This is a genomic window from Sphaerotilus uruguayifluvii (assembly GCF_013294065.1).
GTDB classification, from domain to species: Bacteria; Pseudomonadota; Gammaproteobacteria; order Burkholderiales; family Burkholderiaceae_C; genus Sphaerotilus; species Sphaerotilus uruguayifluvii.
In genome coordinates, this window is the sequence record NZ_JABSNM010000006.1 from 76,860 (window position 1) to 100,882 (window position 24,023).

At 71.8% G+C, this 24,023-nt stretch carries 19 protein-coding genes and 1 tRNA gene; 9 read left to right on the forward strand and 11 right to left on the reverse strand.

The window, feature by feature from the left end:
• Positions 1-34: 34 nt before the first annotated feature.
• The gene (locus HNQ01_RS08515; protein WP_173804945.1) at positions 35-994 is read left to right on the forward strand and encodes a M14 family metallopeptidase; all 960 of its coding nucleotides are present in this window, start codon (positions 35-37) and stop codon (positions 992-994) included.
• 13 nt (positions 995-1,007) lie between these two features.
• Here HNQ01_RS08515 and HNQ01_RS08520 read toward each other — a convergent pair whose 3' ends face one another.
• The 4 genes from HNQ01_RS08520 to HNQ01_RS08535 form a co-directional block, all read right to left on the reverse strand.
• Entirely contained in the window at positions 1,008-1,259 is a 252-nt protein-coding gene (locus HNQ01_RS08520; RefSeq protein ID WP_173804946.1) for a hypothetical protein, read from the reverse strand.
• A 119-nt stretch (positions 1,260-1,378) separates the two neighbouring features.
• Positions 1,379-2,071, reverse strand: a complete 693-nt coding sequence (locus HNQ01_RS08525; protein WP_173804947.1) for a TerC family protein — start codon at positions 2,069-2,071, stop codon at positions 1,379-1,381.
• A gap of 277 nt (positions 2,072-2,348) precedes the next feature.
• Entirely contained in the window at positions 2,349-4,550 is a 2,202-nt protein-coding gene (locus HNQ01_RS08530) for an SEL1-like repeat protein (RefSeq protein WP_173804948.1), read from the reverse strand.
• Positions 4,551-4,715: 165 nt separating this feature from the next.
• Positions 4,716-5,357 carry a GNAT family N-acetyltransferase gene (locus HNQ01_RS08535; RefSeq protein WP_173804949.1) on the reverse strand — a complete coding sequence of 214 codons (642 nt, stop codon included), beginning with the start codon at positions 5,355-5,357 and terminating at the stop codon, positions 4,716-4,718.
• A gap of 229 nt (positions 5,358-5,586) precedes the next feature.
• Between HNQ01_RS08535 and HNQ01_RS08540 the strand changes: the two genes are divergently transcribed.
• Entirely contained in the window at positions 5,587-7,545 is a 1,959-nt protein-coding gene (locus tag HNQ01_RS08540) for an aminotransferase class I/II-fold pyridoxal phosphate-dependent enzyme (protein ID WP_173804950.1), read from the forward strand.
• Between the two features lie 22 nt (positions 7,546-7,567).
• On the opposite strand, the gene HNQ01_RS08545 is transcribed toward HNQ01_RS08540, so the two are convergent.
• From HNQ01_RS08545 to lptF, 5 genes are all read right to left on the reverse strand, one after another.
• A complete protein-coding gene (locus HNQ01_RS08545) occupies positions 7,568-8,662 on the reverse strand; it encodes a helix-turn-helix transcriptional regulator (RefSeq protein WP_173804951.1) in 1,095 nt (364 codons plus the stop codon).
• A 160-nt stretch (positions 8,663-8,822) separates the two neighbouring features.
• Positions 8,823-9,791, reverse strand: coding sequence for a CysB family HTH-type transcriptional regulator (locus tag HNQ01_RS08550; protein ID WP_173804952.1), 969 nt, complete (start codon positions 9,789-9,791; stop codon positions 8,823-8,825).
• Positions 9,788-10,180 carry a sirohydrochlorin chelatase gene (locus HNQ01_RS08555; protein WP_173804953.1) on the reverse strand — a complete coding sequence of 131 codons (393 nt, stop codon included), beginning with the start codon at positions 10,178-10,180 and terminating at the stop codon, positions 9,788-9,790. The genes HNQ01_RS08550 and HNQ01_RS08555 overlap by 4 nt, the downstream gene beginning before the upstream one ends.
• Positions 10,181-10,251: 71 nt before the next feature.
• On the reverse strand, positions 10,252-11,355 hold the full coding sequence (gene lptG, locus HNQ01_RS08560) for an LPS export ABC transporter permease LptG (protein ID WP_173804954.1): 1,104 nt from the start codon (positions 11,353-11,355) through the stop codon (positions 10,252-10,254).
• Positions 11,356-11,428: 73 nt separating this feature from the next.
• Positions 11,429-12,526 (reverse strand): LPS export ABC transporter permease LptF, encoded by a 1,098-nt coding sequence (gene lptF, locus HNQ01_RS08565; RefSeq protein ID WP_173804955.1) that lies wholly within the window; start codon positions 12,524-12,526, stop codon positions 11,429-11,431.
• A 27-nt stretch (positions 12,527-12,553) separates the two neighbouring features.
• Here lptF and HNQ01_RS08570 point away from each other — a divergent pair, with 27 nt between their 5' ends.
• The 5 genes from HNQ01_RS08570 to HNQ01_RS08590 all read left to right on the forward strand — a co-directional run bounded on the left by HNQ01_RS08570 (position 12,554) and on the right by HNQ01_RS08590 (position 16,428).
• Positions 12,554-14,014, forward strand: a complete 1,461-nt coding sequence (locus tag HNQ01_RS08570; protein ID WP_173804956.1) for a leucyl aminopeptidase — start codon at positions 12,554-12,556, stop codon at positions 14,012-14,014.
• Complete coding sequence (locus tag HNQ01_RS08575; protein WP_353621667.1) at positions 14,011-14,460, forward strand: DNA polymerase III subunit chi; 450 nt, start codon at positions 14,011-14,013, stop codon at positions 14,458-14,460. The genes HNQ01_RS08570 and HNQ01_RS08575 overlap by 4 nt, the downstream gene beginning before the upstream one ends.
• Positions 14,460-14,867, forward strand: coding sequence for a hypothetical protein (locus HNQ01_RS08580; RefSeq protein ID WP_173804957.1), 408 nt, complete (start codon positions 14,460-14,462; stop codon positions 14,865-14,867). The genes HNQ01_RS08575 and HNQ01_RS08580 overlap by 1 nt, the downstream gene beginning before the upstream one ends.
• 186 nt (positions 14,868-15,053) lie before the next feature.
• The gene (locus tag HNQ01_RS08585) at positions 15,054-16,196 is read left to right on the forward strand and encodes a branched-chain amino acid ABC transporter substrate-binding protein (protein WP_173804958.1); all 1,143 of its coding nucleotides are present in this window, start codon (positions 15,054-15,056) and stop codon (positions 16,194-16,196) included.
• 142 nt (positions 16,197-16,338) lie between these two features.
• Positions 16,339-16,428: transfer RNA gene (locus HNQ01_RS08590), tRNA-Ser, on the forward strand.
• Between the two features lie 171 nt (positions 16,429-16,599).
• Here HNQ01_RS08590 and HNQ01_RS08595 read toward each other — a convergent pair.
• Complete coding sequence (locus HNQ01_RS08595) at positions 16,600-18,459, reverse strand: TolC family outer membrane protein (protein ID WP_173804959.1); 1,860 nt, start codon at positions 18,457-18,459, stop codon at positions 16,600-16,602.
• Between the two features lie 339 nt (positions 18,460-18,798).
• On the opposite strand from HNQ01_RS08595, the gene HNQ01_RS08600 reads away from it, so the two are divergent.
• Both HNQ01_RS08600 and HNQ01_RS08605 read left to right on the forward strand, forming a co-directional pair.
• The gene (locus HNQ01_RS08600) at positions 18,799-19,455 is read left to right on the forward strand and encodes a transglutaminase-like cysteine peptidase (protein ID WP_353621668.1); all 657 of its coding nucleotides are present in this window, start codon (positions 18,799-18,801) and stop codon (positions 19,453-19,455) included.
• Between the two features lie 61 nt (positions 19,456-19,516).
• Positions 19,517-21,421: a bifunctional diguanylate cyclase/phosphodiesterase gene (locus tag HNQ01_RS08605; protein WP_173804961.1), complete on the forward strand. Its 1,905-nt coding sequence runs from the start codon at positions 19,517-19,519 to the stop codon at positions 21,419-21,421.
• A gap of 43 nt (positions 21,422-21,464) precedes the next feature.
• Here HNQ01_RS08605 and HNQ01_RS08610 read toward each other — a convergent pair.
• On the reverse strand, positions 21,465-24,023 hold a 2,559-nt coding region (locus HNQ01_RS08610; protein ID WP_173804962.1), incomplete at its 5' end, for a Calx-beta domain-containing protein.

The following is a 24,023-nucleotide window of genomic DNA, read 5'->3' on the forward strand; positions in this document are numbered from 1 at the left end:
GACGCCGGCCTGCGGGCCGGGCTATGCTGCCTTCATGAACCGAAACGATTTCCCGCGTGCGCCGGCCGGCGTGCTGCGCGTGCACCAGTACCTCGGGCTGCAGCCCGGACCGAAGCTGATCGTGCTCGGCGGCGTGCACGGCGACGAGACCTGCGGCACGGTCGCGCTGGGGCGGCTGATCGAGGCGCTGGATGCCGGCCGTCTGGCGCTGCGCCGCGGCGAGCTGACGCTGGTGCCGGTCTGCAACCCGATGGCGCACCGGGCCGGCCGGCGCGAGGGCGAGCGCAACCTGAACCGCCGGCTGCTGCCGATGGCGATCCCGCAGGACCACGAGGACCGCATCGCGCGGGTGCTGTGCCCGCTGCTGGCGCGCCACGAGGTGCTGCTGGACCTGCATTCCTTCCACACCGACGGCGAGCCCTTCGTGATGGTCGGCCCGCGCGACAACGACGGCGATCTGGAGCCCTTCCGCCACGAGGCGGCCGAGACCGCGCTGGCGGCGGCGCTGGGCGTGCGCCAGGTGGTCGAGGGCTGGCTGGAGGCCTATGCGAAGGGCGTGGCGCGGCGCGGGGGCGATGCGCAGTACGGCATCGGCACGACCGAGTACATGCGCTCGGCTGGCGGCTGGGGGCTGACGCTGGAGTGCGGCCGCCATGACGATCCGGCCGCGCCCGAGGTGGCCTGGCAGGCGACGCTGCGCACGCTCGAGCACCTGGGCATGATCGAGTCCGGCGCGTCCGCGCCCTGCGCGCAGCCGGACTTCGAGGTGGTGCGCCTGGTCGACGTGATCGACCGCGAGGCCGAGGGCGACCGCCTGGCGCGCGACTGGGCGAGCTTCGACGCGGTGCGCGCCGGCGAGGTGATCGGCTGGCGCGCCGATGGTCGCGAGGTGCTCGCGCCGGCCGACGGGCGGGTGGTGTTCCCGAACCCGCGGGCGCGCGCCGGCGCCGAGTGGTTCTATCTGGCCGAGCTCAGCGGGCGCCGGCTCGGCTGAGACCTGACAAGGCTCAGACGCGGCGGGCTAGCGGGCCCAGCGTCAGGCGCTCCATCGAGCCGACGAGCTGCTCGAAGTCGCGCGAGGCCAGCTTCGACGGCCGGATCAGGCCGCCGCGCACCGCGTTGGCGTACTGCGCTCGGGCCATGTCGAAGGGCAGGGCCAGCCAGTTGCGCAGCGCGCGGTCGGCGTCGCGCTGCTGCGAGGGCAGCGCGGCGCGCAGCGGCGTGAGGGAGGCCAGCGGGTTCATCGGGGTGTACAGCATGATGAGTTCGTGTCGAGTTCTGTCTGGGTCGCGTTTGTACCTGAGGGTAAACCCTGGGTCAAATCGCCCTTGACAATTCCGGCACGGCGCCATCCCCCTTGTTGAAGGCCCCCCGAGGTTCAGGCCGCGGATGCGGCATCCTCACGCGACGCACGTCGCGCGGCCAGGCGGCCGGCGCCCAGCACGCCGATGATGCACACCGCGTAGAGCACCCAGCTCAGCGCCGGCTGCGCGGTGAAGACGTCGCCGAGCAGCTTCTCGCCGATGATCATCTTCGCGGCGGTGAAGGCCAGCACCGCGGCGCCGATCTCGCTGATGACGGGAAAGCGCTCGACCAGGCCCAGCACCAGCTGGCTCCCCCAGACGACGATCGGCACGCTGATCAGCAGGCCGATGACCACCAGGTCGAAGGCGCCATGCGCCGCGCCGGCCACGCCCAGCACGTTGTCGACGCCCATCAGCGCGTCGGCGACGATGATGGTGCGCATCGCGCCCCAGAAGGTGCTGGCCATCGGGCCGTGGTCGTCGCCCTCGTCCTGCGGCTTGATCAGGCCGTAGGCGACCCACAGCAGGCCCAGGCCGCCGACCAGCATCAGGCCGGGAATCTTCAGCAGCCAGACCACGCCCAGCGTCATCAGCGAGCGCACGATGATGGCGCCGACGGTGCCCCAGACGATGGCCTTCTTCTGCAGGTGGGCGGGCAGGTTGCGCGCGGCCAGCGCGATGACGATGGCGTTGTCGCCGGCCAGCACGATGTCGATCAGGACAATCGCCAGCAGGGCGGAGAACCAGGCGGAGGAGAACAGTTCCATGGAGAGTCGCGTCAGGGAGTGCGGAAATCGGCACAGCCGTGGCGGCGTCTCGGCGGGGATCGGGAGAGGATCCACCTTCAACGCGCGCCGCGACTGCAGCGGGTTGAAGGTCTTGTCCATCGCGCGATGGGCCGCGCGACGCAGGGTCCGGAGGCAGCCGAAGCTGCCACGTACTGACGAACCGTGCACCGCAGGCCTTCCGGGACGGAAGGCGCTGCCGGGACTACTCCCCTTCAGGGGCTCGATTGGAACAGAGTTCGCGCCGCGGCGCCAGCGCTCATCGTGCAGCCGTGGCGGCCTGCGGGGCACCGGGCACGCCGCGGCTGGCCGCGAAGGCGAGGTAGCGCCGCGCCGCCACCGGATCGCGCTTCAGCCCCTGTCCGGCCGCGAGCCGCCGGCCCAGGTCCAGGCAGGCCGACGGGTGACCCATGTCGGCGGCCTGCTGCAGCGCCTCGAGACCGGCGGCCGCGCCGCGGCGCGCCACCACCGCCGGGGCGAGCCGCAGCAGCGCGATGGTGTAGGTGGCCTCGGGCACCTGGCTTTCCTGGATCGACTCGAGCCCGGCCGCAGCGCCTTCGAGCGCGCTGACCGAGCGGCCGTCGAGCAGCAGCGTCGCGCGCGCCTGGCCGATCAGCACCGCCGGCTCGGGCGGCTGCGGCCCGCGCGTCAGCGTGTCGAGCAGCTCGCGCGCCTGGCCGGCGTCGACCTTCTGGCCATCGATGCCCAGCAGCAGCGACCAGGCCCGCACCAGCCGGGCCGTCTCGCTGCCGCCGTCGGCGGCCTGGCGCAGCAGCGCCGCGTCCGGATAGCGACGCAGCCGGTAGTCTCGGCCGTCATGGGCCCAGCGCTCGATCTGTCGCGCGGCCTCGAGGCGCTGCTGCTGCTGCGCGATGCGCTCGCGCACCGGCGGCAGCCGGGTCGCCGACAGCGCCGCCACGCCGCCGGCCACCAGCGCCGCGGCCAGCGACAGCGCCGCGGTGCGCCGCCACACCGGCGCGCGCCGCAGCGGCCGCACCAGCGCGCCGCCGGCCTCGCGGCCGAGATCGGTGGCCAGACGCTGGCGCTGGCGCCAGTCGGTCGCCACCCAGCCGGCGATCGCGCAGCCCGCTCCGCCCAGCGCGGCCAGCGGCCAGGACAGCGCCGGCGCGGCCGCCAGCACCAGCGCGCCGGCCACCAGCGTGCCCAGCGCCAGCAGCGCCAGGCTCGGCCGCCAGATGCGCTGCGCCCACAGCCGTTCGGTGGCGCGGCGCATCAGGGCTCGGGCCTGCTCCGGATAGTCGCGGTCGACCCGGTCGTCGTCCTGGCCGGGCAGGGCGGCCGGGTCGCCGACGGCCAGCCGCGTGTTCAGCGGCGAGGCCAGAAAGCGCGTCAGCGCATCGAGCAGGTGGCGGCCGCTGCCGAGCGTGTTGCGCTCGAGCGTCTGCAGGTCCAGCGCCAGCAGCAGCGACACGACATGCTGGAAGTCGAGGATGCGCAGGTCCTGGCCGCAGGCGGTGAAGGTCAGCGGCTGCGCACCGATCTGCAGCGGCACCTGGCGCACCGGCAGGCGCAGCCGGTGCACCGCCTGCACCGCATAGGGTGCGGTGGTGTAGCGCACCGCCTCGAGCGCGGCCAGCGCGCCGATCTCGACCGGGTCGGTGAAGTGGCGCGCCGCGCTGGCGGCCACGCCCGGGTCCGGGTGGTGGATCTCGATCTGGTCCTCGACGACGATCTGCTCGCGCAGCCGGCCCAGCAGGTGGCGCAGGCCGCTGGCCTGGCAGTCGGCGCAGGCGATCTCGCCGAGCGCGCCGCAGCGGCTGCAGTCCTGCTGTCCGCGGCCGGCGCAGTCCGGGCAGTCGCACTGGCCCAGGCCGGCGCAGCTGCCGCAGGACTGCCAGCCCTGGCCGGCACAAGCCGCGCACTCGATCGTCGTGCCGCCGCTCGTCGCCGCGGGCTCCGTCGCCGTCGCGGCCGGGGGGGCGGTCGGCGCGATGCGGCCCTGGCCGTGGCAGGCGGTGCAGGCGAGGCGCCCCAGTCCGCGGCAGCTCTCGCAGGCGATCCGGCCGCCGGCATGGCAGCGCGCGCAGGGCCGGTGGCCGCCCTCGCAGTCCGGACAGGCCTGGCGGGTGCGGCCCTGGCAGGTCGGGCAGGTCTCGGTGGCGGCCAGCGGCGCGTCGAGCCCGGCGGTGAACAGGCCTCCGGGCAGCAGGCGCCGGTAGCGGCCGCCCTCGTCATGGGCCCACTGGTGGATCAGCGCCGGCACCGTGCGCTCGGCCTCGCCGAGGCGGTGCTGCAGCTCGGTCTCGAGCGCGTCGCGGTCGGCGCGCTGCTCGATGCCCTCGTCGGTCAGCGCGCCGGGATGCGCGGTGACGATCCAGTCGAGCTCGACGCGCTGGCGCGTCGTCACGGTGATCTCGGCCCACGATTCCTGCTCCGGACCGAGCTCGCGCAGGTCCTGGATCCTGAAGCGGGTCAGCGGCTCGACATGTGCCGCCACCACGTCGGCGACCCGCTGTCGCCGTCCTGTCTCCGTTCCCCGCCTGGTCGCCATTCCTTGCCTCGGTGCGCGGCCTCGATCGCCGCGGGCGAGAGGATGACACAAGCCGGTGCGGACTTGCAGTTCAGGGCGCGTCGGCAGGCCGTGCGCCGCAGGCGCCGGCGACGCTCAGTGCGTCGTGCGGGCGCGGCGCATCGCCCAGAGCCGGAAGGCCAGGCGCTGCGCGACGCAGCGCCAGCGCGGATCGGCCGCCGGCGTGCGCACGGCCGCGGCGATGGCGCTGGTCGGCAGCTCCTTGTCGTGCACGATGTAGCGGCCGCCGGCGTCGGCGTGGAAGTCCTCGCCGATCTGCGCATGGCCCTGCAGCGCGTACAGCCGCAGCGCCGAGGCGTTGTCCTCGTGGCACTGCAGGCCCAGCCGGCCCAGGCCCCATTCGGCGGCCAGGCGCTCGCAGTGCGCCAGCAGCTGGCGCGCGACGCCGCGGTGGCGGAAGTCCTCGGTCACCGCGAGGATGTTGATCCACAGCGTGTCGCTGTCCGGGCGCGGCTGCACATGCACGAAGCCGGCGACGCGCCCGTCCAGACGCGCCACATGCATCAGCGGACGCTGGTAGCACAGCCACCAGCCCATCGACTCGGCGCTGGCGTACGGGAAGCAGCGGTCGACCAGCTCCAGCATCTCGACCCAGTCGGACGGCCGGCTCACGCCGATGCTCACCGCATCGGCCGCGCAGACCGCGCGCGGGGCGGCTTTCGGAACGGCGGTCAGCAGGGGGCGGGGGGCGGTATCGTGTCGGACGGGAGCCAGCATGTTGTTCGGACCTTGTCTTGTTGGCGGTGGGCTACGTGGAGGCCGGATTGCGAACATGTTTTCCATGTCTCGGCACATCGCGTGCGCAGACTATCCTGAATGCGCAATTTTCAGATCACTCATTTGTGGGGGAGTGTCGCGGTCTGAGCCTGCTGGTTTCAGGAATGATGAACAGCATCACGCCCTCACATCCCGGCAACCCCCGGCAACCTGAAGCAATGAATCCGCAATGAGCCCTCCGAGCCCCGATCCCGTCGTCCATCTTCTTGTCGTCGGCCATGACGAGGCCGGCCGCGACGCGCTGGTCGCGGCGCTGGCGGCCGAGGCGCGGCGCGCCGCGCTGCGTCCGGCGCTGGCGGTGCAGGGCGCCGCGCCCGGGCAGGCGCTGGCGGCGGTGCGCGCCGATGCGGCGGTGCAGCTGGTGCTGATCGACCTGCACCAGGGCGACGAGGCGGTCGCGCTGGCGCAGGCGCTGGCCCAGTGCCGCCCGGAGCTGTCGATCTACCTGCTGCTCGACGACGACGACACCCGCGGCCTGGTCGAGGCGCTGGCCAGCGAGCGCGTCGACGGCTATTTCTTCCGCGGCGACGCCGATCCGGCCGGCTGGGTGCGCATCCTGGCGGCCGAGGTGGCCGAGACCGCGGCCACGCCCTTCTACGACGCGCTGCGCGCCTATGTGGCGCAGGCCAAGGATTCCTGGCACACGCCGGGCCACGCCGGCGGCGATGCCTACCGCGCCAGCCCCTGGGTCGGCGACTTCCACGACTTCGTGGGCGAGCAGATGCTGCGCGCGGATCTCTCGGTCTCGGTGCCGCAGCTCGACTCGCTGCTGCATCCCACCGGCGTGATCGCGCAGGCGCAGCGCCTGGCCGCGCAGGCCTTCGGCGCGCGGCGCACCTACTTCGCCACCAACGGCACCTCGACCTCGAACAAGGTCATCTTCCAGACCCTGCTGGCGCCGGGCGACACGCTGCTGCTCGACCGCAACTGCCACAAGTCGGTGCACCACGGCGTGATCCTGTCGGGGGCTCGGCCGGTGTACCTGGACTCCTCGGTCAACGAGCGCCACGGCCTGTTCGGGCCGGTGCCGCGCGCGCGGGTGCTGCAGGCGATCCAGGACCACCCCGAGGCGCGGGTGCTGATCCTGACCAGCTGCACCTACGACGGCCTGCGCTACGAGCTGGCGCCGATCATCGAGGCGGCGCACGCCGCCGGCATCAAGGTGATCGTCGACGAGGCCTGGTACGGGCATGCGCGCTTCCACCCCGAGCTGCGCCCGACCGCGCTGGAGGCCGGCGCCGACTACGTCACCCAGAGCACGCACAAGGTGCTCTCGGCCTTCTCGCAGGCCAGCATGATCCATGTGAACGATCCCGGCTTCGACGAGCACCTGTTCCGCGAGAACTTCAACATGCACGCCTCGACCAGCCCGCAGTACGGCCTGATCGCCAGCCTGGACGTGGCGCGCCGGCAGGCGGTGATGGAGGGCTACGGCCTGCTCGAGCGCTCGCTGGGCTTCGCCGCCGAGCTGCGCGAGAAGATCGACGCCACCGGCGTGTTCCGGGTGCTGGGCCTGGACGAGCTGCTGGCCGACGAGGTGCGAAGCGACGGCATCCGGCTCGATCCGACCAAGCTCACGATCGACATCTCGGCCTCCGGCTGGGGCGCCGACGAGCTGCGCGACGAGCTGATCGAGCGCTTCAACATCCAGATCGAGAAGAACACCCACAGCACGCTGACGCTGCTGCTGACCATCGGCACGACCCGCAGCAAGGTCTCGCGGCTGTTCGACGCGATGCTGCGGCTGGCGCGCCAGGCGCAGAAGGAGCGCCGCGAGCCCCGCCCGGCGGCGCGGCTGCCGCGCATTCCGCATTTCACCCGGCTGGCCTGCCTGCCGCGCGACGCCTTCTACGAGGCGGGCGAGCGTCTGGCGCTGCTCGACGAGCAGGGCCTGCCCAATCCGGCGCTGGTCGGGCGGGTCTGCTGCGACCAGATCGTGCCCTATCCGCCGGGCATTCCGGTGCTGGTGCCGGGGCAGGTGATCGACGCGGCCATCCTGGGCTACCTGGTGCGGCTGCTGCAGTCGCAGCGCTCCATCGAGCTGCACGGCCTGGCGATGCGCGACGGCGAGCCGCACCTGCGGGTGCTGCGCGAGGCGGAGCGGGCGCGGCTGCGCACGCTGGACTGAGCGGCGCAGCGGGCGGGACCGGCTACGCCGTGTCGCCGCCCGGCACCGGAATGGTGTCGAGCAGCCGCACCAGGTCGCTCTGCCGGTGGGTGCCGGTCTTGGCGAAGATGGCCTTCAGCTGGGTGCGCACCGTGGCCAGGCGCACGCCCTGCTGCTCGGCATGCTCCTCCAGCGACAGTCCGGCGGCCAGGCCGCGCGCCAGCCGTGCCTCGGCCGGGGTCAGGCCGAGCAGGGCCACCAGCTGTCCGACCGGCGGCAGCCGCGGCCGGCGCGTCGGCGCGATCAGGCACAGCAGCAGCGCAGGCCGGTCGTCGGCGCGCTCGACGCCGCGGGCCGGCATCCTGCTGAGCGTCAGCGTGTGGCCCGGCAGGGCCAGCGCCTGGATCTCGCCGCTGCGGGCGCAGCGCTCGATCGCGGCCTGCAGCCGCTCCTGAGCGGCTGCTCCGCCCGCCGCGAGCTGCAGCCGGCCCCGGCGCGACAGCACCGGGCTGGCGGCCGCCAGCCAGCCGCGGGCCTGCGCGTCGGCGTGCCGGATCCGCCCGGACCGGTCCAGCGCGAGCGCGGCCGGGCCGGCCGCCTCGAGCGCCGCCTCCAGCATCCGTGCATGCTCGTGCAGCTGCTCGAGCTGGTCCTTCAGCGCGAAGGCGCGCTGCAGATGGGGCATGAGCCGCTGCACCCGCGCCTGCGTCTCGGCCGAGAAGACGCCGCGCTCCGGCCCGCGCAGCAGCCCCATCAGGTAGCCGCCCTGCGGATCCGCCTCGTCGGCGGTGATGCGGCTGCCCAGCACGTAGCGCAGGCCCTCGGGCAGCAGGAAGTCCTGGTAGAACTCGCTGCGGGCGACGAAGCGGGCATCGAAATGCTCGTGGTCGCAGCACAGCGTGCCGGCGCGGGCCTGGCGCAGCAGGCCCAGCCGCGGATCGATGCGGCCGTAGTGCGCGTCGTAGCGCGCGGCAGCCGACGCGCTGACCCGCTCGCCGCCGGCGGTCAGCACCTCGGTGACGCCGTGGTTCATGCGCATCAGGTGCCAGCCGTCCAGCCCGAGCAGCTGCTGCAGCTGCTCGCCGACATCCTCCCAGCCCGCGCCGCCGCGCGCCGCGTCGTGAAGGAGGACGATCATGTGCTGGAGCGCCGGATCCTGCATGGGGCCCATTCCTCGGAGCGTGTTCACGATCCCGCCCTGGACAGGCCGGGGCGACGATGAGCGCAAGTCTACGCAAGCACCGTCGTCCGCAGGCCGGAAGGCCTGGCAGATCGTGGGCAAACGGCCTCGGCGGTCCTCAGAGGCCGTCGCTGGCGGCGGGCTGGTCGAGGCTCTGGCCGAGCATCGCGCGCTCGATCAGCGGCCGGCTCAGCCGCTCCGACAGCAGCTCGGCGAAGGTGTAGACGAAGTTGCGCAGGTAGGCGCCGCGCTTGAAGGCGATGCGCGCGACGTTCGGGCCGAACAGGTGGCCGACCGGCCGCGCGGTCAGGTCGCCGCCGGGGCCGCACAGCACGTCGTCGAGCACCGCCATCTCGGCGACGATCCCCACGCCCAGGCCCAGGCGCACATAGGTCTTGATGACGTCGGAGTCGATCGCCTCGAGCACGAAGTTCGGCTTCAGTCCGCGCTGCTCGAAGGCCGCGTCGATCTTCGAGCGGCCGGTGAAGGAGGGGTGGTAGGAGATCAGCGGCTCGGCGGCGAGCTGCTCCAGCGTCGGGCGCTCCACCCGCGCCAGAGCATGACCCACCGGCACGACCGCGACATGGCGCCACTCGTAGCAGGGCAGCGTCACCAGGTCCTCGTACTGCGTCAGCCGCTCGGTGGCCATGCCGACCTCGGCCGCGTCGTCGAGGATCATCTGCGCCACGTCCTCCGGCGTGCCCTGGTGCAGGCTGACCGCGACCTTGGGGTAGCGCGAGCGCAGCGCCGCCACCGGCGTGGGCAGCACGTAGCGCGCCTGCGTGTGGGTGGCGGCGATCGACAGCGTGCCGGCCTCCTGGCGCGAGTAGTCCTCGCCGATGCGCTTGAGGTTGGCCACCTCGCGCATGATGATCTCGATCGACTGCAGCACCTGGCGGCCCGGCTCGGTCACGCGGCGCAGCCGCTTGCCGTGGCGCGCGAAGATGTCCACGCCCAGTTCCTCCTCGAGCTCGAGGATGGCCTTGGAGATGCCGGGCTGCGAGGTGTGCAGCGCGCGCGCGGTCTCGGTCAGGTTCAGGTTGCGCCGTGCGGCCTCCTGGACGAAGCGGAACTGGTGCAGGTTCATGCGGCCGGCTCTCCCGCGCGGGGGTCGTCGACCAGCGTCAGCGCGGCCTGCGCGATCGCGCGCGTGATGGCCTCGGTCTCGCCGATGGCGGCGGTGTCGCGGATCGTCACCGCCGGCAGCTGCGCGCGCAGGCCGGCCAGCAGCTCGGGCAGGTCGCGGCGCACATGGCCGCCGGCGCCGAGGAACAGCGGCACCACGGTGATCATGGTGCAGCCCTGCGCGGCCAGCGCGTGCGCGGCCGCGTCCAGGCGCGGCTCCATCAGCTCGAGGTAGGCCAGCGCGACCGGGCGGCCGCCGGCGGCCTCGCGCATGCGCGCGGCGATGGTCTCGAAGGGGCGGGCCCAGGCGGGGTCGCGGGCCCCGTGGGCGAAGAGCAGGATGCCGTGCATCGTCGCGGTCCTTGGTCGGTGGAAGGAAAGGGAATGGGACGCGGGGAAAGCGGGCGCAGAGGCCGGGCCGGTCAGCGGTAGCGCACCAGCCAGCTGAAGGCGCCCAGCGACATCAGCAGGTAGATGACGCTGGGCGCGCTGGCCGCCAGCCAGGGCCGCCAGTCGTGCAGCAGGCCGAGGTGGCCGCTGACGTTGTTCAGCAGCACGAAGCTGATGCCCAGCAGGATGCCGCCGAAGACCTTCAGCGACACGCCGCCGGCGCGTGCGTGCAGGTAGGCGAAGGGCAGCGCCAGGCCGAGCATCACCAGGCAGGCGAACGGGTAGATCGCCTTCTTCCAGAACTGGATCGCGTGGCGCTGCGCGGTCTGCTCGTGGTCGGAGAGGTGGGTCATGTAGGTCCACAGCGCCGCGGTCGACATCGTGCGCAGCGGCAGCACCGCGGCGGAGACGACCTGGCGGGTCAGCGTCGAGCGCCACTCGAGCGTCGCGGCGCGGCGGTCCGGCGCCAGCTCGGGCGTGCTGTCGGGCGCCCACTGCGACACCTGCACCTGCTCGAGCGTCCAGGTGCCGTCGTCGCCGATGCGGGCGCGTTCGGCGGTGGTGCGGGTGCGCAGCTCGCCCTGAGGCCCGAACTCGAGGATGCGCACCCTGGCGACCTCGCCGTCGCCGGGCGCGGCGCCGATGCTGACGGTGTAGCGGTGCTCGCCGTCGGCCTGCTGCTGGCTGTCGCGCAGCCACAGCCCGCCCTGGCCGACCTCCAGGCCGCCGTGGCGGCGCGCCGCCAGCAGCGTCGCCTGCGTGTCGCACCACGGCGCGACGAAGTCGCCGATGACGAAGGTCAGCGCCGCCAGCGTCAGGCCGAGCCGCGCCAGCAGCCACAGCGCGCGGCCCGGGCCGAGGCCGCCGGTGCGCAGGATGGTGAACTCGCTCGACTGCGCCAGCTTGGCCAGCGCGTAGATCGCGCCGATCAGCAGCGCGATCGGCATCAGCTCGTACAGGTGGCCGGGCACCTGCAGCAGGCAGACCTGCAGCGCCTGCAGCGCGCTGTAGTCGCGGCCGATGCCGTCGAGCTCGCCGACGAGGTCGATGAACAGGAACAGGCCGAGAAAGGCCGCGGCGACATACAGCGTCGCGCCGAGGATCTCGCGGTAGAGCAGGCGCCGGACGGTGCGCATCGGATGGGGTTCTCCTGCAACGGAAACGGGGAGGCGGCGCGCGTGCGCGGGAGGGCGAGGAGGGGGCCGAGGGTCAGCCGCGGCCGCGCCAGGGCAGCGGCAGGCGGCGCAGCCCGCCGCCGATGCGCCAGCCCAGCAGCAGCAGCGCGCCGGCGAACATCGCGCCGTGCACGCCCAGCAGCGCGCCGGCGACCGGCATGCGCCCGCTGGCCACCCAGGCCTGGCTCAGCGAGACCAGGTTGAAATAGACGACGAAGCCCAGCAGCGCCACCAGCATCACCCAGTTGTTGCCGCCGCGTGGTCCGCCCGAGGCCAGCCCGAGGCCCCACAGCAGCAGATTGACCGCGGTGGCGATCATGCCGAAGCGCCAGACCAGCTCGCCGCGGCCCTTGGGCGTGGTCGTGCCCAGCAGCGCGAGCGTGTCCTGCGCCTTCGGCGGCAGCTCGGCCAGCGCGGCCGCGGCCTTCTCGTCGATGCGCACCACATAGCGCTCGAAGCGCGAGATGGTGCGGGTGTCGCCGCCGGTGTCGAGGTCGGTGCGCGCGCCCTGCGTCAGCACCAGCTCGCGCCGGCCGTCCTCGCGCAGCTCGATGCGGCCGGCGCGCGCGGTCGTCACCGACTCCTTGCCGTCATGCTGGTCGAGGATGAAGATGTCGCGCCCGTCGCGGCTGTCGGGCGACTGCTTGTCGAGGAAGAACACGCGCCGGCCGTCGCCGGAGGTCTGGAACTGGCCCGGCGCGACCCGCGACAGGTCGGAGCGGCGGTCGTAGCGCGCGCGCAGCTCGGCGCTGTTGCGGTTGGCCCAGGGCCAGACCAGCAGCATCAGCGCCACGACCGCGACCAGCACCGGCACCGCGAAGCGCAGCACCGGCCGCACGAAGCGCGCCAGCGAGACGCCGCTGCTGAACCAGACCGCCATCTCGCTGTCGCGGTACATGCGGGTGAGCACCGAGACCACCGCCACGTAGAGCGACAGGCTCAGCATGGTCGGCAGCTGGCCCAGCGCGGTGTAGCCCAGCAGCAGCACGACGTCCTGCGGCGAGACTTCGCCGCCGGCGGCCATGCCGAGCGTGCGGATCAGCATCATCGTCAGCACGATCGTCAGGATGACGACCAGCGTGCCGCCGAAGCTGCGCGAAAGATCCTTGCGTAGGGTGGAATCGAATAACATCGGCTCGTCTTCAAACAGCGCGGAATTATGGACGTTCGAACTCTCGTGGCGGCATCGCAGGATTATTCGGAACTCGATCGCGAGGCGCTGGTCGTCGTCGTGCCGGCCGATCAGGCCGCATGGCGGCTGGACGGCGCGCTGCGCGCGCTGCTCGACGATGCCGTCGCGCAGGGGGATCTGGCCCTCAAGCCGGGTCGCACGCTCTACGTGCACCGCCCGGCCGGCCTGAAGGCCGCGCGCCTGGCGGTGGCGGTGGCCGCCGACGGCGGCGCACGCGCCTGGAAGAAGGCGGTGGCGGCGGCGCTGGGCCTGATCAAGGGCGGCGGTGCGACGCGTGCCGCGCTGCTCTGGGCCGGCGCGGGCGAGCCGGACGCGGCGATGGCCGAGGCGGCGGCCTGCGTCGCCGCCGACCTGGTCTATGTCTACCGCCTGACCAAGCCGAGCGCGCCGGAGGCCCCGCGCCTGGGCGCGGTCGAGCTGGTCTGCGCCGCGGCCGCCGAGGCCGCGGTGGCCGAAGGTCTGGCGCGCGGCGCGGCGATCGCCGCCGGCGTCGAGCTGGCGCGCGAGGTCGCCAACCGCCCGGCCAACCACTGCACGCCCTCGCATCTGGCCGACGAGGCCCGCGCGCTGGCGAAGACCAAGGGCGTCAAGGCCGAGATCCTCGATCGCAAGGAGATCGAGGCGCTGGGCATGGGCTCCTTCCTGGCGGTCGCGAAGGGCTCCGAGGAGCCGCCACGCTTCATCGTGCTGAAGTACCAGGGCGCGGGCAAGAAGGACGCGCCGGTGGTGCTGGTCGGCAAGGGCATCACCTTCGACACCGGCGGCATCTCGATCAAGCCGGCCGGCGACATGGACGAGATGAAGTTCGACATGGGCGGCGCCGCCAGCGTGCTGGGCACCTTCCGCGCGGTCGCCGCGCTGCGCCCGAAGGTCAACCTGATCGGCCTGATCCCGACCTGCGAGAACATGCCCGACGGCCGCGCGGTCAAGCCCGGCGACGTGGTTACCTCGATGTCGGGCCAGACGATCGAGATCCTCAACACCGACGCCGAGGGCCGGCTGATCCTGTGCGACGCGCTGACCTACGCCGAGCGCTTCAAGCCGGCGGCGGTGGTCGACATCGCGACGCTCACGGGCGCGTGCATCATCGCGCTGGGCCACCACCACGCCGGCCTCTTCAGCCCGGACGATGCGCTGGCCGACACGCTGCTGGCCGCGGGCCGCGCCGCGCAGGACACCGCCTGGCGCATGCCGCTCGACGAGGAGTACGACGAGGCGCTCAAGAGCAATTTCGCCGACGTGCCCAACGTCGGCCCGCGGGCCGGCGGCTCGATCACCGCGGCCAAGTTCCTGCAGCGCTTCGCCAAGGCCTACCGCTGGGCGCACCTCGACGTGGCGGGCGTGGCCTTCCGCAGCGGCGCGGCCAAGGGCGGCACCGGCCGCCCGGTGCCGCTGCTGACGCACTTCGTGCTGTCGCAGGCCAAGTGACCGCAGGCGCCGTGATGCCGGCGGTCGCCTTCCACTTCAACGTGCCCGAGCGGCGCGGCTATGTCTGCCGGCTGCTGCGCAAGGCCTGGCGCAGCGGCGCGCGGGTGGTGGTGACCGGCGAGGCGGCGATGCTGGCCGAGGTCGACCGGCTGCTGTGGACCTTCGAGCCGCTGGAGTTCGTGCCGCACTGGCGCGGCGCGGAGGCCGACGCGCTGCCCGGCCGCCTGCGCGAGACGCCGGTGCTGCTGCTCGAGCGCCACAGCCCCGCACTGGGCCACGACGTGCTGGTCAATCTGGGGCACGAGGTGCCGTCGGGCTGGCAGCAGTACCGTCGGGTCATCGAGATCGTCAGTCGCGACGAGTTCGACCGCGACCGCGCGCGTGCGCGCTGGCGCTCCTACGGCGCGGCCGGCGCGAGCATCGAGCGCCACGAGGTCGCCTCGTGATGCCGTCTCAGGACGATGACGCGCGGCCCCTGCCCAACGAGGTGCCGACGCTGACCGAGGTGGTCCGCCCGGTGCGTCCGGCCATCGAGGTGGCGCCGCCGGCCGGTCTGCCGCTGCCGGCCGTCCCCGTCGAGGATCCGCTGCCCGCGGGGGGCGAGCCGGGTGCGTCGCCGCGGCAGGCCTGGCAGGCGGAGACCGAGGAGCGCATCGCCACCGACGTGCTGCACGACGTGCAGCGCCAGGTCGACCGCATGCTCGAGTTCCGGCTGCGCGAGAGCCTGGCGCCGGTGCTGGGCCGGCTGGCCGACCAGCTGGTGCACGAGGTGCGCGAGGAGGTTCTCTCGACGCTGCGCGACGTCATCCGCCGCGCGGTCGCCCAGGAGCTCTCTCGCAGGCGCTCGCGCTGAACCGCGCTGCATTCCCGAGGGCATGTCGCAGATTGCGTCTTGCTGAAGGCAGACCTTGCATGTCCTCGGTGCGTGCCGTTGCTCCGTTGTCTGAGGGCTTACCCGCGAACTTGATCCAGCTGCTGGAGAGGCTCGCGGATTTGAGTTAAGTTTTCCCCGTTTCCTGCAACCCTGGAGTCCTGATCCATGAATCACAAGCTCAATGTTGTCCTGGCCGGTGTGGCCCTGCTCGTCGCCGGTGGCGCCGCCTCGGCCCAGGAAGTGGTCAAGATCGGCCATGTGGGCCCGACGAGCGGCGGCATCGCGCACCTGGGCAAGGACAACGAGAACGGCGCGCGCATGGCCGTGGACGAGCTCAATGCCAAGGGCGTGACGATCGGCGGCAAGAAGGTGAAGTTCGAGCTGCTGGCGGAGGACGACGGCGGCGACCCGAAGCAGGGCACGGCGGCGGCGCAGAAGCTGGTGGACTCGAAGGTCGCCGGCGTGGTGGGCCACCTGAACTCGGGCACGTCGATTCCGGCGTCGAAGATCTACAGCGACGCGGGTCTGCCGCAGATCTCGCCGTCGGCGACGAACCCGAAGTACACGCGCCAGGGCTTCAAGACGACGTTCCGTGTGGTGGCGGACGACGTGCACCTGGGCGGGACGCTGGGCAAGTACGCGGTGACGTCGCTGAAGGGCAAGTCGATCGCGGTGATCGATGACCGCACGGCGTACGGCCAGGGCGTGGCCGACGAGTTCGAGAAGGGCGTGAAGGCGGCGGGCGGCAAGACGGTGGCGCGCGAGTTCACGAACGACAAGGCGACGGACTTCACGGCGATCCTGACCAACCTGAAGGCGAAGAAGCCGGACATCGTGTTCTTCGGCGGGATGGACGCGGTGGCGGGCCCGATGATCCGCCAGATGAAGCAGCTGGGCATCAAGGCCAAGCTGATGGGCGGCGACGGCATCTGCACGGGCGAGCTGCCGAAGCTGTCGGGCGGTGCGATGGAGGACGGGCAGGTGGTGTGCGCGGAGGCCGGCGGCGTCGAGGGCGAACAGAAGAAGGCGATGGACGACTTCAAGGCACGCTTCAAGACGAAGTTCAACGCGGACGTGCAGATCTACGCGCCGTACGTGTACGACTCGGTGAACGTGATGGTGGCGGCGATGGAGAAGGCGGGCTCGAGCGACCCGGCGAAGTACCTGCCGGTGCTGGCGAAGACCACGGGCTACAAGGGCGTGACGGGCACGATCACCTTCGACGAGAAGGGCGACATCAAGAATGGCGCGCTGACGATGTACACCTACAAGGGTGGCAACCGCGAGCAGATCGCCGTCGTGCGCTGAGGCGGGTCTTCGCGCCTCCGTGGTGCCGCGGCTCGCTTCCGCGACACACGCTCGAAGGGCCCTTCCGGGCCCTTTTCTTTTGATCTTCTCGCTGAAACTCTTTTCATGCGGTCCGCAGACATGCTATAGTGTCGTTCTTTCCGGAGAGGTGGATGAGCGGTTTAAGTCGCACGCCTGGAAAGCGTGTGTGGGTTAATCCCCACCGCGGGTTCGAATCCCGCCCTCTCCGCCAGAAATGACGCAGCAAACCCCGCCTCGGCGGGGTTTGTCGTTTCTGTCCCGAACTGAACTTGAACTGGCCTGGATTCGAGTCGTTCCCGATATCCGGATTTCTCCGTGCGGGGCGGGCGGGCGAGGGACAGAAAAAAGGGTGCCGAGAGGCACCCTTTTTTTGCGGCTGATTTCAGCGGTTCGTCGCTTCCTTGACGATGTACCACTCGCCACCGCGGCGCTTCCAGGTCAGCACCTTCTGCGACTTGTCGTCCATGTCCTTGGAGATGTAGTGCTGGTCGAAGCGGGTCTCGACGACGTCGGCGCCGACGGTGCGGCGCTGCACGTTGGCGATCTTCATCTCGACCGGACCGTCCTTCTTCAGCAGCTTGGTGCGGTTGGCGAACCAGACCTGGCGGGTGGCGCCGGCCGGCTTGAACGAGGGATCGTAGAAGCTCAGGTAGCGGGTGGCGTCCTTGGCCGCCCAGGTCGCGACCCAGTCCAGCAGGCGCTGCGACACAGGCGTCGACGGTGCCGGATCGGCCGCCGGAGCGGGCGCAGGCATCGCGCGCGAAGCCGGCGCGGCCGCCGCGACGCCGCCGGCCGGCAGCGTCGACAGCGAGGAGCCGAGCTGGCGTGCGCGGGCGTCGAGGTCGCTCTTCGGCGTGACCTGCAGGTCGGTCGCGCTGATCGGGCAGCGGGTCGCGGCTTCCTCGCCGGCCTGCCAGTAGCGGCCCTCGGAGGGCTCGTCCTCGGCATTGCCGGCGCGGGTCAGGCCCAGCGCCGCCACCAGGCTGCTGGTGGCCGAATGGGTGCGGGCCTTGGCGACCTGCAGGTCATATTCGGCGTTGGCGTAGGCGCGGCGGGCGCTGTAGAGCTCGTTCTCGGAGTTCAGCAGGTCCAGCAGCGTGCGCTGGCCGATGTCGAACTGCTGGCGGTAGGCGTCGCGAACCTTCTCGCTCGACAGCACATGGCGGTCGAGGTAGCTGAGCTGCTCGGCCAGCTTGACGGTGTCCTGGTAGGCGATCGCGGCGGTCTGGCGGGCGTCGCGGCAGGCCTTGTCGCGCGTGTCGGCCGCCTGGTTCAGCAGGTTGGCCGCCTGGCGCACGCGGGCCTTGTCGGAGCCGCCGTTGAACAGGTTCCAGTTCAGCGACAGGCCCGCGGTGGTGTCGCGCTTCTGGTCGGCGGTGCCGTCGAGGTTGTTGCCGGCGGCGGTGCGCACCCGGGCCTCGACGCGCGGCTGGTAGAGGTTGCCTTCCTTCTCGCGCGAGACGGCCTGCGCGGCGCGCAGGTTCTCGACCGCGGCGGCGATCCCGGCATTGCGCTTGACCGCCTGCTCGAGCGCGCCCGAGCTCGTCGCCGGCAGGCCGCGCTCGAGGCCGCTGATGCCCGGCATCTCGACCGGGGGCAGGCCGCCGGTCAGGCGACGGAAGCGCTCGGTCACGTCATGCAGGTTGGATGTCTCGGTCGTCAGGTTCGACTCGGCCAGCGCGAAGCGCGCCGAGGCCTGCTCCATGTCGACGCCGCGGCCGACGCCGGCCTTGACGCGCGACTGCAGCTGCTCGAGCACGTAGCGGTGCTGGACGTAGTTGTCCTCGGCCAGCTTGACCAGGCGGCGCTGGCGCTGCACGTCGACATAGGCGCGCACGCTCTCGAGCGCGACCTGCTCGCTGGTGTCGATGAACTCGAAGTAGCGCACCAGACGCGCATGGCCGAGGCGGTCGACCTGGTTCATCGTCTGGAAGCCGTCCCACAGCAGCTGCGTCGCCGACAGCGACACGCCGGTGCTGGTCATGCTCTGGTTGACCGAGCCGATGCGCTCGCGGATGCGGCTGGCGTCGGCACCGAGATCGACCCGGGGGTAGTAGGCGCCCCGAGCGACATCGACCTCGTCGGTGGCGGCGCGGAAGGCGTTGAGCCGCGCGGTCACTTCCGGGTTCGTCGAGATCGCGCGCTGGACCGCGTCCTTCAGCGGATCCGTCGACTGGGCGACCGCCGCCTGGCAGGCGAGAGCAATCAGGCCGATGGCGAGATGAGAGGCTGCCTTGTTCATTGTTTCGTGGATCCTTGCACTGGCCTTCGAAGGGGACATTGAGATCGCCGGTCCGACGTGACTCTCCCGGCAGGCACGCGGATGCAGGATGGTCGTTTCCGGAACAGATCGGCTTGTCCGCGGCGGACCTCCTTGGGCGAGTATTCCACAGCGGTGCCGCCTGCTCCAAGCCATCCGCGTACAAAATCGCATTATTCACTTCCGGAATGTGAATGGTGTGAGCAATACCTGTGTTCCGCCGGCCTGCTTGCCGAAACTGCCCGGATGGAAGTTGTTGTTCGCCGGTCACGTCCGCCGACGCCCCTCCCCGTGTCCGGGGGGGGGCGGTGGCGGACGTTCGTGCTGGTCCTGCTGCTGGTCGCGGCGCTGGGCTGCGGGTTGCTGCTGGGGGCCGGATCGGCCCGGGCCTGGGATGCGGACCGCTTCCTGCGGCAGTCCCAGCGCTTCGGTCCGCGTGCCACGGAGATCGCGCAGGCCCTGGTCGAGACGATCCAGCTGTCGATGCGCGGCGACGAGGAGCAGCGGCTGGCGGTGATCAACCAGTTCTTCAACCGGCGCATCCTGTTCCGCGAGGACACCGAGGTCTGGGGCCAGATCGACTACTGGGCCAGCCCGCTGGAGATGTTCGGCAAGGGCGCCGGCGACTGCGAGGACTACGCGATCGGCAAGTACTTCGCGCTGACGGCTGCCGGCATCGCGCCGGCGCGGCTCCGGCTGGTCTATGTCAAGGCGATGCTGGGCGGCGTCGGCGGCGTGCAGCAGGCGCACATGGTGCTGGCCTACTATCCGGGGCCGACGGCCGAGCCGCTGATCCTCGACAACCTGATCGGCGAGATCCGGCCGGCCTCGCGCCGGCCCGACCTCGTGCCGGTCTTCAGCTTCAACGCCGACGGGCTCTGGCAGGGCACGCAGGGGCCCGACGCGGGCGATCCGACGCAGCGCCTGTCGCGCTGGCGCGAGGTGCTCGCCAAGGTGCGCGAGCAGGGCCTGTACTGACAGCAATCATGACGACGATGACCAACGACACGAACGCGCGCGCGGCGCGCAAGGAGCCTGCATGTCTCTGATCCGGCAGGTGTGGATCCTCATCATGGGCACCATCGTGCTCGCCGGGGCGGGCAGCGTGGCGATGTCGATCTGGTCCGTTCGCGGCTCGATCGAGGCGCAGCTGTCGATGAAGAACAACGACAACGCGCAGACGCTGGCGCTGTCGATGTCGCAGCAGCGCGGCGACCGCGCGCTGCTCGAGCTGGCGATCGCCTCGCAGTTCGACACCGGCTACTACGAGTCGATCCGGCTGCTGTCGCCCACCGGGCAGGCGCTGGTGTCGCGCCGCGCGCCGCAGGCGCTGCCGCAGGGGGTGCCGGCCTGGTTCGTCGGGCTGGTGCCGGTGCATCCGCGCGCCGGCGTGGCCCAGGTGTCGAGCGGCTGGAACCAGGTCGGCACGCTGGAGATGCGCAGCCAGGCCTCCTTCGCCTATGCCGACCTGTGGTGGTCGAGCGTGCGCATGACGCTGTGGGCGCTGGGCGTCGGCGTGCTGGCGGCGCTGCTCGGCCATCTGGCGGTGCGGCGGCTGCGGCGCCAGCTCGATGCGGTCGTCGACCAGGCCGAGGCGCTGACGCAGCGCCGCTTCGTCAGCGTCGTCGAGCCGTCGACGCCGGAGCTGCGCCGCGTCGCGCAGGCGATGAACATGATGGTCGGCCGGCTCAACCAGTTCTTCTCGGAGCAGGCGCAGCAGGTCGACCAGCTGCGCCGCCAGGCCAGCTGCGATCCGCTGACCGGGCTGGCGCACCGGGGCCACTTCATGGCGCTGCTGGCGTCCTTCCTGGGTCGCGACGACGGTGTCGAGGCGACGCAGATCGTGCTGGTGCGGGTGCTGGAGCTCGCCGAGGTCAACCGCCGCCTGGGGCACCTGCGCACCGACGAGATGCTGCGCTCGATCGCCGCGGTGCTGTCGGCCGCCTCGCCGACGCAGCCGGCGCCGCTGGCCGCCGGCCGGCTCAACGGCAGCGACTTCGCGGTGCTGCATCCGCTGTCGCTGTCGCCCCAGGCGCTGACCGAGGAGCTGATGCAGCGGCTGCGCACCGTGCTGCACGGCCAGCCGGGCGTGGCGATCGTCATGTCGGCCACCGGCTGCCCGCGCGATGTCGCGGTGGCGGCGCTGATGTCGAGCGTCGACCGCGCGCTGGCCGAGGCGGAGCTGGCCGGGCCGTTCCACTGCCACATCGACGGCATCGACGAGGCGCCGGTGCCCGGTGGCGAGGATGCCTGGCGGCGTGCGCTGCTGGATACCCTGATGTCGGCGCGGCTGCAGCTGCAGCCCTATCCGGTGCGCGACGCGCGCGGCGCGCTGCTGCATCTCGAATGCCCGCTGCGGCTGCAGCTGGTCGAGGACGGTCCGATGGAGCCGGCGCGGCGCTGGCTGCCGATGGCGCAGCGCACCGGCCTGGGCAGCGACGTGGACATGGCGGCCGTCGCGCTGGCGCTGACGGCGATCACCGCCGACCACCAGCCGCGCGGCGTCAACCTGTCGCCGAACTCGCTGGGCGATCCGAACTTCCTGCCGCGGCTGCGCGCGCGCGTGATCGCCGCCGGCGAGACGGCCCGGCGGCTGTGGCTGGAGGTCGACGAGAGCGCGCTGCAGCGCCACCCGGAGGCGCTCGACGAGCTGTGCCGGCAGCTGCGCCCGCTGGGCGTGCGCATCGGCCTGGAGCATGCCGGCGAGCGGCTGGCCTCGATCGGACGGCTGCTCGAGGCCGGGCTGGACTATGTCAAGCTGGCCTCGACCTGGACGGGCGGCCTGGGCGGCGACGAGACGCGTCGCCAGTGGCTGCGCAGCTCGGTGGGCATGCTGCACGGCGTGGGCCTGCAGGTCCTGGTCGAGGGCGTGCTCGAGCAGGACGAGCTGCCGGCGCTGTGGGCCGCCGGCGTCGACGGCGTGACCGGCCCGGCGGTGCGCTGAGCCGGGCCGGCCGGGCCCTCGCCGGACCCGGCATCGGCAGGCCTCAGCTGCCCGAGGCCGGATCGACCACCAGCTTGCCCTGGGTCAGCAGCGCGGTGATGATCTGCGCGTCGGTCGCGCCGCTGGTCAGGCCCAGCGAGCCGGGCAGGTCGACGCCCTGCAGCACGATGGTCTGGTCCTCGGCCGCGGCGCTGTAGCCGCTGGCGAAGGCGCCCGACGTGCTGACGTGGATGGTCGTCGTCGCGCTGCCGCCCGAGCCGATGACCGAGAAGTCCAGGTAGTTCGCCAGGTTGCCGACGGTGTTGCCCGCGCCCGAGCCTTCGCCGACGAGCAGGTCGCGCAGGTCGAGGATGTCGCTCTTGACGTCGAAGTCGCTGATCGTGTCGACCGCCGGTGCGCCCTTGGCACCCTGGTCGTTCAGCGACCAGGCGAACACGTCGTTGCCCAGGCCTCCGGCCAGCAGGTCGTCCCCCCGTCCGCCGACCAGGTGGTCGTCGCCGCCGAGGCCGTGGAGGGTGTCGTTGCCCGCGCCGCCGACGATGTAGTCGCTCCGGGTCGCGTCGCCATTGAGCAGGTCGCCCCCGATCGTGCCGACCAGCGTCGGGTCGTTGACCTGCACGGTCACGGTGGCCGACTGCGTGTCGCCGTCCTTGTCCGACAGCACGTAGCTCATCGTCTCGGTGGCGACGTGGTTGCTGGTGGCGACGCTGGCCGGGACGGTGTACTCGTAGGTGCCGTCGTCCATGTCGACGATGAACTTGCCGCCCTGTGCGGTGTTGACCACCAGCACCTTGGTGCTGGCGTCGAAGGACTGCATCGCGCTGGTGCCGCCGGTGGCCGAGATCGTCCGGTCGGTGGCGCTGTCGAGCGAGTAGGTGATGCCGTCGATCGTCACCGAGTGGATGTAGGCGCCGTCCGCGCCGACCAGGCCGCCGCTGCGGATCTCGCCGCCGGTGGCCAGGTCGCCTGTCGGGGTGGGCACGGTGCTCTGCAGCACGCTGCTGAGCTGGTTCAGGTCGGTGACGATGACCGAGCTGGCGCTGGTGCCCGAGGTGGTCGTCCAGGCGATCGGATCCAGTGCGGTGGCCACCACGTCCGAGGTCATGCCGATCGCGTAGGCGTTCATCTGGTTCGTGGCCAGCCAGCTGCTCCAGTTGGCCTCCTCGCTGGCGCTGACGCCGATCGATCCGGAGGGGGCCGTCGGGTTGCCGTCAGAGAAGAAGTAGGTGACGTTCTGGCCGCTGGCGAGCTTGCCGCTGCTGGCATAGGCGGTCTGTGCCGCGGCCAGCGCCGCGTCATAGTTGGTCTCGCCGCCGGCGCTCAGCGAGTCGAGCAGCGTCTGGGCCTGGCCGACGGTCATCCAGGTGCTGTTCGGCGTCGAGGCGGTGTCCGAGAAGGTCACCAGCTGGACCATGACGGTGCCGAATTCCGAGTAGCTCGCCAGCAGGCTCTTGATCGCCGAGATCGCCGCATCCAGCCGGGTCTGGCCGGCCAGCGCGCCGGTGGTCAGCGTCGACAGCATCGAGCCCGAGGTGTCGAGCACGACCAGCAGGTTGGTGTCCTGCAGTGTGACGGTGTCGTGCTGGTTGGCGATCGGGGCCGGTGCGTCGTCCTCGATGCTGACGGTGGCGGTGCCGTAGCCGGTGTAGCCGCCGCTGGTGGCGCCGTACTTCAGGCCGACCGACAGCACGTCCTCTCCGGCGCCCGCGTGGCGCACCGCGCCGGCCAGCGTGACGGTGTAGCTGCCGTTGTCGTTCATCACCGCGGTCAGGATCGTGCTGCCGTCGGCGGTGCCGGTCAGCGTGTGACCGTCGCTGCTGACGCTCCAGCTGACCTTGGTGCCGGTGGCCGAGGAGTACAGGTCCGGCTGCGTGCCGGCGGCCTGCCAGGTCATCGTGACGCCGGCACCGGTGAGCGTCGAGGCCAGCGACACGGTGCCGCTGTAGACGGCGCTGTCGGTGGTGTCGGTCGCGCCGCCGGCGGCGCTCGTGTCCTTGATGCCGCCGCTCAGGCCTTCCTCGGAGACGGCCAGACTGAAGTTCAGGTCGTTGTCGGTGCCGCCGGGGCCGGTGCCGTCGTCCTTGATGGTGCCCAGGCCGGAGCCGTCGGCGATGACGGCGTTGGTGGGGGCGGAGAGGTTGACGGTGAAGCTCTCCGGGCCCTCGTAGACGGCGTCGTTGAGGATCGGGACGGTGATGGTCTTGGTCGTCTCGCCGGGCGCGAAGGTCAGCGTGCCGGAGACGGCGGTGTAGTCGCTGCCGGCCTTGGCCGTGCCGTCGGCGGTGGCGAAGGCGACGGTGGTGGTCTGGGTGGTGGCGCCGGTCAGCGTGACGGTGAAGGTCGCGGTGCCGGCACCTTCGTTGACCACGACATCGTTGATGCTCAGCTTCGGCAGGTCGGCGGCGTCGGTGATGGTTCCGATGCCGGAGGCTGGGGCGGTGTCGAAAGGGGATTTCGCCTGCAGCGTCAGCGTCTCGTTGCCTTCGTAGACGGTGTCATCGAGGGTGGGAATGCGCACCAGGAAGCTGGTGGAGCCGGCCGGGACCGAGACGACGCCGGAGGCGGGCACATCGGCGTAGGTCTTGCCGCCGTCGACGGAGTA

Excerpts from the sequence above, each read along its gene's own strand:
- HNQ01_RS08585 (WP_173804958.1), top strand. The coding sequence starts at position 15,054 with ATGAATCACAAGCTCAATGTTGTCCTGGCCGGTGTGGCCCTGCTCGTC.
- HNQ01_RS08555 (WP_173804953.1), bottom strand. The coding sequence starts at position 10,180 with ATGCACGGCATCCTGCTCTTCGCCCACGGGGCCCGCGACCCCGCCTGG.
- HNQ01_RS08535 (WP_173804949.1), bottom strand. The coding sequence starts at position 5,357 with ATGCTGGCTCCCGTCCGACACGATACCGCCCCCCGCCCCCTGCTGACC.
- HNQ01_RS08550 (WP_173804952.1), bottom strand. The coding sequence starts at position 9,791 with ATGAACCTGCACCAGTTCCGCTTCGTCCAGGAGGCCGCACGGCGCAAC.
- HNQ01_RS08515 (WP_173804945.1), top strand. The coding sequence starts at position 35 with ATGAACCGAAACGATTTCCCGCGTGCGCCGGCCGGCGTGCTGCGCGTG.
- HNQ01_RS08605 (WP_173804961.1), top strand. The coding sequence starts at position 19,517 with ATGTCTCTGATCCGGCAGGTGTGGATCCTCATCATGGGCACCATCGTG.
- HNQ01_RS08570 (WP_173804956.1), top strand. The coding sequence starts at position 12,554 with ATGGACGTTCGAACTCTCGTGGCGGCATCGCAGGATTATTCGGAACTC.
- HNQ01_RS08545 (WP_173804951.1), bottom strand. The coding sequence starts at position 8,662 with ATGATCGTCCTCCTTCACGACGCGGCGCGCGGCGGCGCGGGCTGGGAG.
- lptG (WP_173804954.1), bottom strand. The coding sequence starts at position 11,355 with ATGCGCACCGTCCGGCGCCTGCTCTACCGCGAGATCCTCGGCGCGACG.
- HNQ01_RS08520 (WP_173804946.1), bottom strand. The coding sequence starts at position 1,259 with ATGCTGTACACCCCGATGAACCCGCTGGCCTCCCTCACGCCGCTGCGC.
- HNQ01_RS08580 (WP_173804957.1), top strand. The coding sequence starts at position 14,460 with ATGCCGTCTCAGGACGATGACGCGCGGCCCCTGCCCAACGAGGTGCCG.
- HNQ01_RS08595 (WP_173804959.1), bottom strand. The coding sequence starts at position 18,459 with ATGAACAAGGCAGCCTCTCATCTCGCCATCGGCCTGATTGCTCTCGCC.
- HNQ01_RS08540 (WP_173804950.1), top strand. The coding sequence starts at position 5,587 with ATGAGCCCTCCGAGCCCCGATCCCGTCGTCCATCTTCTTGTCGTCGGC.
- lptF (WP_173804955.1), bottom strand. The coding sequence starts at position 12,526 with ATGTTATTCGATTCCACCCTACGCAAGGATCTTTCGCGCAGCTTCGGC.
- HNQ01_RS08525 (WP_173804947.1), bottom strand. The coding sequence starts at position 2,071 with ATGGAACTGTTCTCCTCCGCCTGGTTCTCCGCCCTGCTGGCGATTGTC.